This window comes from Patulibacter sp. NPDC049589 (assembly GCF_040675535.1).
In the GTDB taxonomy this organism is placed as follows: Bacteria; Actinomycetota; Thermoleophilia; order Solirubrobacterales; family Solirubrobacteraceae; genus Patulibacter.
This window is the reverse complement of sequence record NZ_JBFAPC010000197.1, coordinates 1-9,243: the sequence shown is the minus strand read 5'-3', so window position 1 is coordinate 9,243 and position 9,243 is coordinate 1. Positions and strand designations below refer to the sequence as shown.

Annotated in this window: 8 protein-coding genes; 3 read left to right on the top strand and 5 right to left on the bottom strand. The window is 75.5% G+C overall.

Going from position 1 to position 9,243, the window contains the following annotated elements:
* Positions 1 to 1,302: MMPL family transporter (locus tag AB0L40_RS24390; RefSeq protein ID WP_364360824.1), on the bottom strand; the 1,302-nt coding region annotated here is incomplete at its 3' end.
* Positions 1,303 to 1,457: 155 nt separating this feature from the next.
* Here AB0L40_RS24390 and AB0L40_RS24385 point away from each other — a divergent pair.
* A complete protein-coding gene (locus tag AB0L40_RS24385) occupies positions 1,458 to 2,135 on the top strand; it encodes a TetR/AcrR family transcriptional regulator (protein WP_364360822.1) in 678 nt (225 codons plus the stop codon).
* Between the two features lie 13 nt (positions 2,136 to 2,148).
* Here the strand turns inward: AB0L40_RS24385 and AB0L40_RS24380 are convergent, their stop codons facing one another.
* Both AB0L40_RS24380 and AB0L40_RS24375 read right to left on the bottom strand, forming a co-directional pair.
* The gene (locus AB0L40_RS24380; protein WP_364360820.1) at positions 2,149 to 3,147 is read right to left on the bottom strand and encodes an SDR family NAD(P)-dependent oxidoreductase; all 999 of its coding nucleotides are present in this window, start codon (positions 3,145 to 3,147) and stop codon (positions 2,149 to 2,151) included.
* Positions 3,148 to 3,152: 5 nt separating this feature from the next.
* Positions 3,153 to 3,701, bottom strand: a complete 549-nt coding sequence (locus tag AB0L40_RS24375) for a hypothetical protein (protein WP_364360818.1) — start codon at positions 3,699 to 3,701, stop codon at positions 3,153 to 3,155.
* Positions 3,702 to 3,873: 172 nt separating this feature from the next.
* On the opposite strand from AB0L40_RS24375, the gene AB0L40_RS24370 reads away from it, so the two are divergent.
* Positions 3,874 to 5,139 carry a hypothetical protein gene (locus AB0L40_RS24370; RefSeq protein WP_364360816.1) on the top strand — a complete coding sequence of 422 codons (1,266 nt, stop codon included), beginning with the start codon at positions 3,874 to 3,876 and terminating at the stop codon, positions 5,137 to 5,139.
* Between the two features lie 46 nt (positions 5,140 to 5,185).
* Here the strand turns inward: AB0L40_RS24370 and AB0L40_RS24365 are convergent, their stop codons facing one another.
* Positions 5,186 to 5,419 carry a twin-arginine translocase TatA/TatE family subunit gene (locus AB0L40_RS24365; RefSeq protein WP_364360814.1) on the bottom strand — a complete coding sequence of 78 codons (234 nt, stop codon included), beginning with the start codon at positions 5,417 to 5,419 and terminating at the stop codon, positions 5,186 to 5,188.
* Positions 5,420 to 5,753: 334 nt separating this feature from the next.
* Positions 5,754 to 8,129, bottom strand: coding sequence for a PRC-barrel domain-containing protein (locus tag AB0L40_RS24360; RefSeq protein ID WP_364360812.1), 2,376 nt, complete (start codon positions 8,127 to 8,129; stop codon positions 5,754 to 5,756).
* 208 nt (positions 8,130 to 8,337) lie between these two features.
* Here AB0L40_RS24360 and AB0L40_RS24355 point away from each other — a divergent pair.
* The coding region (locus AB0L40_RS24355; protein ID WP_364360810.1) for a Na+/H+ antiporter NhaA at positions 8,338 to 9,243 on the top strand (906 nt) is incomplete at its 3' end.

Below are 9,243 nucleotides of genomic sequence, written 5' to 3'. Positions count from 1 at the left end.
CTTGTCCAGCTGCGACTGCAACTGCGGATCGTCCTTCTTGGCGATGTCGACGGCCAGCAGGAACGGGCCGTTCGCGCCCGGCCCGAAGGCCTTGCTCTGCAGGTCGTACGCCACGCGCTGGGTCTTCGACGTCGGCTGGTTGCCGTCGTCCGGCTGGCCGAGGCGCATCTGCGTCAGCGGCGCGGCGAAGATCAGCAGGATGATCACGCCGACGCCGATGGAGATCCACGGGCGGGCCGTGATGCGCTCGCCCCAGCGGGCGAACGCCGGCGACGCCTGGACGTGCTCGATCTTCTTCGGGCGCAGCTTCTTGCCGAACGCGCCGATCATGCCCGGGATCACGAACAGGGCCGAGAGCACGACGGCGAGGACGCCGATGGCGGCACCGAGGCCGAGCTTGGTGATCAGCGGGATGCCGATCACGGCGAGGCCGGCGATCGCGACCATCACGATGAGGCCGGCGGCGACGACGGACGAGCCGGACGTCGCGGCGGCCTTCGCCGCGGCGTCGCGCACGCTGTCGCCGGCGGCGATCTGCTCTCGATAGCGCCCGATGATCAGGAGCGCGTAGTCGATGCCGGCACCCAGGCCGAGCATCACCGCGATCTGGGTGGCGAAGTCCGGGAGCCCGAGCGGCTTGGCCAGGACCGCCAGGAGGATCTGGCCGATCATCACGCCGATCAGCGCGCCCAGCAGGGTCGCGCCCATCGCCGCGCCCGAGCGGAAGAGGACCGTCAGCAGGACGATCGCGATCGCGATGCCGACGAACTCGCCGACCGGCACGCTCTCCTGGGCGGCGAGGTCGACCGGTGCGCCGCGCATCGCGACGGTGACGCCGGAGCTCTTCGCGGTGTCGGCGGCCTTCTCGAGCGCCTCGCCGTCGGCCTTCTCGAGGTCGGTCTGCTGGACGGCGTACTGGACCTTCGCCTGGGCGATCGTCCCGTCCTTGGTGATCGCGCCGCCCTTGGCGAACGGCGACGTCACCGTGTCGACGTTCTTCAGTGCCTTGATCTTCGCGATCGCGCCGTCGATCGCGGTCTTGTTCTGCGCGTCGGTGAGCTTGCCGGACTTCGCCTGGAAGACGACGTCGGCGTCGGCGCCGGCGAGCGCGGGCTGGTGCGCCTTGAACAGGTCGAGCGCCTTCTGCGTCTCGGTGCCTGGGATCTTGAAGTCGTCCGCGGCAGGACCGCCGGCGGTGCCGGCGATGATGCCGAGCACGACGACCGTGGCCAGTGCCGCGGCCAGCGTTCGCTTCCAGTGATGGGTGAGCGCGCGGGCGATGCGCGCCAACAGGGAGGACATGGGGCTCCTGAAACGGGTCGGACGAGGCGCAGGGGACGAGCGCCGCGACGCAAGATAGCACTGCCACTAGAACTTTGCATGCCTTGCAGAAATGCGTTGGATGCGAAGTTGCGTCTCTTGCAGCATGACGACCGACCGCGCGGTACTGTCACGACATGGTGAACGCCACCACGCCGTCCGAGGGGTTCGAACCCGCGGGTCTCCGGGAGCGCAAGAAGCAGCGCACGCGGCAGACGATCGCCCGCGCGGCGCTCGAGCTCTTCGACCGCGACGGCTTCCACGAGACGACGATCCCCCAGATCGCGGCCGCCGCCGACGTCTCGCCGCGCACGGTCTCGGCGTACTTCCCGGCCAAGGAGGACCTGGTCTTCCCCGACCAGGAGGACTCGTTCGCGCGCCTGGCCACCCGGTTGCGGGCCCGCAGCGGCGAGGAGACGACGGCCGACGCGCTGCGCGACTGGATCGGCGCCGAGCTGCCGCGCTGGGCGGAGCGGGACGCCGAGATGCGCATGCAGCGGCGGGTCGTCGACACCGACGACGGGCTGAAGGCCGTCGAGCAGCGCTACCGCGCGCTCGGCGAGGAGCTCATCGCCGCCGCGATCGCCGAGGACCTCGGCGCGTCGCCCGACGCGCTCGAGCCGCGGATGGCGGCCGCGGCGACGTTCGCGATCTTCGGGATCGTCGGCGGTGAGCACGAGGGCAAGGGACAGATCGCCGACGAGCACGGCTGCATCGACGGTGAGCCGGTCCTGCTCCACCTGCTCGACCGCGCGCTGCGGTTCGTCGACGCCGGCATCCGCTCGCTGCAGGGCGACGCGCCCGTCGCGGGCTGAGCGCCCGTCAGGATCAGGCCGGGACGGACGCGTCGACGCCCGCGAGCTGCGCGCACGTCTCCCAGATCTTCCTGCGCGTCGCGGGGTCCTCGCGGGTCCACGGGCCGTAGTGCGTCGGGCGGGCGCGGCGGTCCTGCCAGAACCCGCCGGACCGGTGCATCGGCGCCGAGGCGGCGGCCAGCCAGACGATCGTGTCCGCGCCCTCGGCCGGCGAGCGGAGGATCCGCTTCGTCAGGCGGTGGAACCCCGGCAGCGACTCCTCGACGCCCGGCGTGTCGGCCCAGCCGGGGTGCATCGTGTGGACGACGACGCCGGTCCGGGTGAGCCGCTCGGCCCACTGCTCGTTCAGGACGACCTGGGCACGTTTGTTGCGCGCGTAGACCGAGGCCGGCGAGTACTTGCGGTGCTGGTGCTGCGGGTCGTCGGCGTCGAGCTTCTGCGCGTACATCCCGCCGGAGGAGACCGTGATCACGCGCGACGGCGCGGCGGCCTTCAGGCGCTCCTGCAGCAGCGCCGTCAGCAGGAACGGGCCGAGCACGTTCGTGGCGAACGCCAGCTCGAAGCCCTCGTCGGTGACGGTGCGCTCCTCGGGCATCGCGCCGGCGTTGTGGATCAGCACGTCGACGTGCTCGTCCTGCTCCTCGATCGCCGCGACCGCGGCGCGGACGGAGGCCAGCGACGAGACGTCGCAGCGCACGACGGCGACGTCCGCCGTGTGCGACGGGTCGGCGGCGTGGACCGCGCCAGCGATCCGGGCCTGCGTCGCGGCGGCCTTGTCGGTGTTGCGGGCCAGGAGGACGACCCGAGCGCCGAGCAGCGCGAGGTCCTGCGCGGCGGCCTCGCCGATCCCGGACGTCGGCCCGGTGATCAGGACGGTGCGGCCGTCCATCCGCGGGAGCTCGGCGGGCCACGTCGGCAGCCGCCGTCGCACGAGCAGACCCAGCCGCGTGTATCCGGGCGCGACCGTCCGGTCCAGCAGGGTGTCGAGGGGACCGGCGAGGCGACGCATCATCAGGGCTACGTACCCGGCGGCGACGGCGGACGCACGGGGACCGGCGGCGCGGTGGCGGGGGAGGGGTGCGTGGGCGGGGCCACGACGGTGGCGGAGCCGGCCTGATCCGAGGGTGTGGCGGGGGCGGCGGGCGTGGCCGGTTCCGACGACGCCTGGGCGGCCGGGCGGCCGTCCAGGGCCGCGGCGGCGACCGCCGGGCTGACGCCCACCTTGGCCGCGAGCGCCGCGGCGTAGTCGGCGCGGTCGGCCCGCAGCTCGGCGGCGCCGCGGACGGCGGGCCGCGCCCCGACGACGTCGGACGCGCGGCGCTCGGTGCGCAGCTCGCGGAGCACCGTCCCGAGGCGGTCGTCGCTGATGCCGAGGGCGCCCGCGAGGTCGCTGGCGTGCCGTCCCTGGGCGGTCGCGTGGTCCGTCGATCTGACCTGCAGCGCCGGATGGGCGCCGCGCTCGCCGGACTCGACGTCCGCGTCCGCCGAAGCCGACGCGACGAACGATCCGCCGGCCATCGTCGTGAGCGCGGCGAGCAGTGCGGTGATCCTGCGGTGGACGGTCATCGGGCCTCCGGGGTCGGTCCGCCGCGCCCTGGGGGCGGTGCGGCGGGGTCCGACGCTAGGCCCCGCCGGTGAGGTGGTCCTGAGCCGGGGCTAAGAAGGCCGTTTCGCGCCCGCAGAGCCCGGCTTCAGGGATGGCGCGGGGGCACTCGCGGGTCGCGGCTAGGCTCGACGCGTGGAGCCCGACGATCGCGCGTACGTGGTGGACCTGGCCGCGGAGGTGTTCGGCAGCGCGGTGCGCGGGCACCGCTGGCCGTTCCTCGTCGACGAGGAGGGCGCGCCGCTCGAGGCCGACGCGTTCTGGCCCGACCACGGGGTCGCGATGGCGATCGTCGGCTACGACGCCGGGCGCTGGCACTACGCCCCGTTCGCGCTGAACCTGCGGGGCGTGCGGCTGCTGCTCGTGCCCGTCGGCGTGCTGCCCACCGGCCGCGACGGACGACTGGTCCGCGACGCGAGGCGGGTCCGCCAGGCGCTGCTGCGGCAGGGCTTCCCGCGCTCGCGGGCGGCGTTCGACGAGCTGACCGGCGAGACCGACGGCGAGCGGGCCGCCGGGCCGATCGGGGGCCCGGCGCCGACCTGGAGCACCGGTCCCGTGGGTGGCGGCACGGGCTGGGAGGGGTACGTCGTGGGCGGCGGTGACGGGCCGGACGACGAAGGCGGGCCGGAGGGCGGCCGCGGGGTGCGGGGCGACGAGGGCGGGGCGGGCGGCGGCGATGGCGTGGACCGCGGAGATCGCGGGGCCCGGAGCGACGGCGGAGCAGATCGCGGCGACGACGGGGCCTGGAGCGACCGCGGGGCGGACGGTGGCCGCGGGGCATGGGACGAGGAGGGCGGGGAGTGGACCGCCGAGGGACGGCCGGACGGCGGGAGCTGGGCGGACGGCCCGTGGTACGGCGACGCGTCGGTGGGGCGCTGGGCTGCCGCCGAGGAGGCGGACGCCGAGCCGTGGCTCCCCGACTGGCGGTACGAAGAGCACGAGGACCCGTGGGGCGACGACGGACCCGACGAGCCGGAGCCCTACCCGGAGGACGACGCGGTGCTCGAGCTCGGCTGGCGGTCGCGACCGATCGCGCTGGCCGCCCTGGGCGCCGCGGTCCTGTCGCGGCGCGCGCTCGGAGTCGACGCGCTGGGCGAGACCGACGCGACGGCGCTGCAGGTCCTCGTCGCCCTCGCGGTGCCCGACGACGAGGACGCGCCGTTCGAGCGGGCGAACGCCCGTGGGCTCGCGTTGCGGCTGGCCCTCGGGGAGCGGGTCCTCCGCGCCGTCCTCGACGAGCTGATCGCCGAGGACCACGTACGTCGGACGGACGACCCGGTCGACGCCGGGTTCGAGCTGGCGCCCGCGGGCCGCGACGTCGTGCAGGTCTGGCTGGCGCGGATCGCGCCCCTGTTCGCGGGCTGGCCCGCGGCGGCCCCGGGCGTCGACGACGCGGGCTGAGGCGGGCGCGAAGCCGGCGACGAGGCGCGCGGCGGCGCCCGGTGGATCAGTCGTCGGCGCGGGCCGGGGCGACCTCGGCCTCGGCGGTCGGCGCGACCGGGGTGGCGCTCGCACGGCGGACCTGGGGCTCGTCGTCGTCGCCCTCGAGCGACGCCTTGAAGCCCTTCAGGCCCTGGCCGAGCGACTTGCCGACCTCGGGCAGGCGCTTCGGCCCGAGCACGAGCAGGGCGATGACCAGCAGGATGATGACGTGCGTGGGTTGCAGCAGACCGGATCCCATGGGTTCCTCCGACGGTTGGTGCCGCGATGCGGCGTCCGCGCCCGAGTGGCGCGCTCCTTCCCCTAGTACGCCGCAACCCCGGTTCCGGATCCGCCCTCCGCGCAAGCTGGCGCGCTGCCACCCGTACGCGGGCGCGCGGCCCGGAGGAGCGACGGCCAGGTCGGTCCGGTCTGCGAGGTGCCGGGGCGTGGGGCACGTGCGGGCGTGTCCGTCGCGAAGCGCGGGACGGTGGAGCGTTCCTGGTCGGGTTCTCCCCCCGGTGCGGGGGGAACCCGGGCCGGAGCAGCGACCGGCGTGAAGGCCGGCCTCGCCCTCGCCACCGGAGCGGCCGTCCTCAGTCGCGGCGGCGGCGCGAGCGCAGGACTCCGCGGGCGATCCGGAAGCCCAGGCCGGCGGCACCCAGCGCCAGGCCGACCGGGCCGAACGAACGCCCCGACCCCGACTGGTCCGGAGCCGGCGCGGCCGTCGACGACGTCGGCCTGCTGGTCACGGCCTCGACGGGCGGTGGCGAGTCCTCGGTCTCGGGCGCCTCGTCGGTCGCGTCCGACGGGGGTTCTGCGACACCGGTCTCGGCGTCTGCCTCGGGTTCTGCGTCACCGGCCTCGGCGTCCGGCTCGGGCCCTGCGTCATCGATCGCCGGGTCCGATTCGGGCCCTGCCGCAGCGGCGTCCGCGGTGAGGCCGACGTCGGTCTCCGCGTCGTCGTTCTCGGTGTCCGGCCCGGACTCGGCCGGGTCACCGTCCGACACGGCGTCGGAAGTGGAGCCGGCGACGTCGCCCGGTTCCGGCGCGGCAGTCGTCGCGGGCTTGGCCGCCTCGCCCTGACCAACGGCTTCGGACGACGCGGCCGGGGGATCGTCGGCGTCCTCGGGCTCGGCCGCGATGGTCTCGTCGCCGTCGTCCGCGGACGACGCGGGGGAGTCGGACGATGCGGACCGTGGGGGCAGGAGGTCCGGGAAGCCCAGGACCTGTGTGGGCTCGTCCTCCCCGCCGCCGGCGGGCGGGGAGGACGGCTGGTCGCCGGTCCCGACGTCGGCCGTGGCCGCCTCCGGGTCGATCGGCTCCGGGCCGTCGGACGTCGCTGCACCGGTGTCGGCCGCCGCCTCGTCGTCCGCAGGGTCGGCGGCCGCCGGCGCGGCCTCGTCGACGGCCTCATCAGCGGTCGCTCCCTCGTCGTCGGGCGCGGCTTCCTCGTCGGATCCGGCCGTGGCCTCGGGCCCTGCCGCGTCGTCGGATGCGGCTTCCTCGTCGGATCCGGCCGTGGCCGTGGCCTCGTCGCCGTGCGCCGCCCCCTCGTCGTCGGATGCGGTCGCGTCGTCGCGGCCAGCTTCGTCGTCCGCGCCGGCGACGTCCTCGTCCGCCCCCGTCTCGTCCGGCCACAGGGCCGGGTCGTGCTCGGTGGGCGGGGCGGCGTCGGTGGCCGGCGGGATCCAGGCGTCGTCCGTGGGGTCCTCGGGGCGGGTCGCGCCGCTGCCGGGCGCGACGAACGACGACGCCGGGGTCGCGGGCTCGGTGGACGGACCGGGGCGGCCCAGCACCGAGGCTCCGTGCGCTCCCGCCAGCAGGTCGTCGATCGCCGACGGCGCGCCGGTCGGGTCCGGTCCGATGGTGTCGTCGTCGGTCGACGCCGGGTCGGTCTCGTCCGTCTCCGGGCCGGCACCGAGCACGTCGTCGTCGGGCTCTGCCCCGCCGATGGTGTGCGCCTCGTCCGTCTCGGACGGGTCCGCGGGCCCGTCGTCGTCCTTCGCCGGCTCGCCGTCGCGGTCCTCGTCGGTGACCGGGGCCGGTGCGCCCTCGTCGTCGGGCGCGGTGGTCTCGTCCGCCGGCTCGTCGTCGGGGAGGCCCTCCCCGTCGCCCGCCACGAGGTCAGCAGACGGCTGCGCGGTCTCGGGCTCCGCGGCCGACGACCCTGCGGCTTCTTCGTCCGTGTCCGACGGCTCTTCGGCTGCCGGCTCCGCAGTCTCGACGTCCGTGACCGACGGCTCCGCGGTCGACAACCCCGCGGCCTCTGCGTCCATGACCGCCGGCTCTTCGGCTGCCGGCTTCGCGGTCTCTGCTCCCGTGACCGACGGATCGTCGACCGGCGACTCCGCGGCCTCGGCCTCCGCGACCGACGGATCGTCGACCGACGCCTCCGCGTCCTCGGCCTCCGTGACCGACGGATCGTCGACCGGCGACTCCGCGGCCGCCGCGACTCCACCGTCGACCGCCGCGCTCTCCGCGCTGGTCGCCGCCGATGCGGTCGAGGCCTCGGTCACGGTCTCCTCGGCGGGCGGATCCGTCCCGGTGCTCCCCGCCGGCGGGGAGCCGCCCTCGGCGGTGCCCGCGGATCCGTCGACCTCCGCCGGTCCGACGTCCGCCGGTCCGACATTCGCCGGTCCGGCGTTGTCGGCGACCGGCCGGTCGGCGGCGTAGTGGGCGAGGAGGGTGCGCTCCTCGTCGAGGCTCATGTCGCCGTCGGAGCCGATGTCCGGGGCCGACTCGACGGTCGCTGCGGAGAAGGGGACCTCGACGGTCTTCTTCACCCCGCGGGCGCGGTCGATGGGGATCAGGCGCACCGCGCCGCCGAAGCGCCCGGTCTTCACCGTGGCCCAGGCGGCCTCGCCGGTGCGCTCGTCGGCGAAGACGTCCTGGACGACGCCGATGCGCGCGCCGCTCCGATCGACCATCTTGCGGCCGGGCCAGCCGATCACCTGCGATTCCTGCGGCAACGTCGTGCTCCTCGGGGGCGTCCCGCCCCACGCGGCGGGCGGTTGGCCGACGATACCCGCAGGACGAACGCCTGTGCGGACGCTGCATGCGACGTCCCGCGGGACACCCCCGCGCGAGGACCGGACCGGGTCGACCCGACCGACTACGATGGGTGGTGGTGTGACGGGAAGCCTGGTCGTCGACACACGTCGTCGACCCTCGGAACACATGGCCCCGCCGCCCCCTTCCCCGCCTCCCGGACCGCCCTCGGATCCCGGCTCGCCCTCCGGCACCGGCTCGCCCTCGGCCCCCGCGTCGCCCTCGCCGCCCCGGCGCCCCGTCCTCCGCACGCTCCGCGCCCTGCTGGCGACCGAGACCGGCGCCGCCGGGCTCCTGCTCGCCGCCACGGTGGTCGCGCTCGTGTGGGCCAACTCGCCGCTCTCGGGAAGCTACGCCGACCTCTGGGGCACGCACCTGCGGCTCGGGGTCCCCGGCTTCGGGATCGACGAGGACCTGCGTCACTGGGTCGACGACGGCCTGATGGCGCTGTTCTTCTACGTCGTCGCGCTGGAGATCCGCGCCGAGCTCGAGACGGGCGAGCTCCAGGATCGCCGTGCGGCCGCGGTGCCGGCGATCGCGGCCGTCGCCGGGATGGTCGTGCCCGCGCTGCTGTTCACGCTGATCAACGCCGGTGGCGAGGGCGCGCGCGGCTGGGGGATCGTGATGGCGACGGACATCGCGTTCGTGCTCGGCGCCCTCGCGCTGCTCGGCCCGCGCGTGCCGGCCGGGGTGCGGACCTTCCTGCTGACCCTGGCGATCGTCGACGACGTCGGCGCGATCGCCGTCATCGCGCTCTTCTACTCGTCGGGGATCGACCTGACCGCCCTGGCCGCGGCCGGCGCGATCCTCGCCGCGATCGTGGCGCTGCGCCGGATCGGCCCGCCGTGGGGCGGGCCCGCGTACGCGGTGGCGGGGCTCGCGCTCTGGGCGGCGACCGTGGAGTCGGGCATCCATCCGACGATCGCGGGCGTCGCGATGGGGCTCGTCACGGCGGTCCGTGCGCCTCGGGCGGGACACCGAGGGCCACATGACCCCGGCCTACTCGGAGTCGCTGGGGCCGTACCTCCTGCGCGC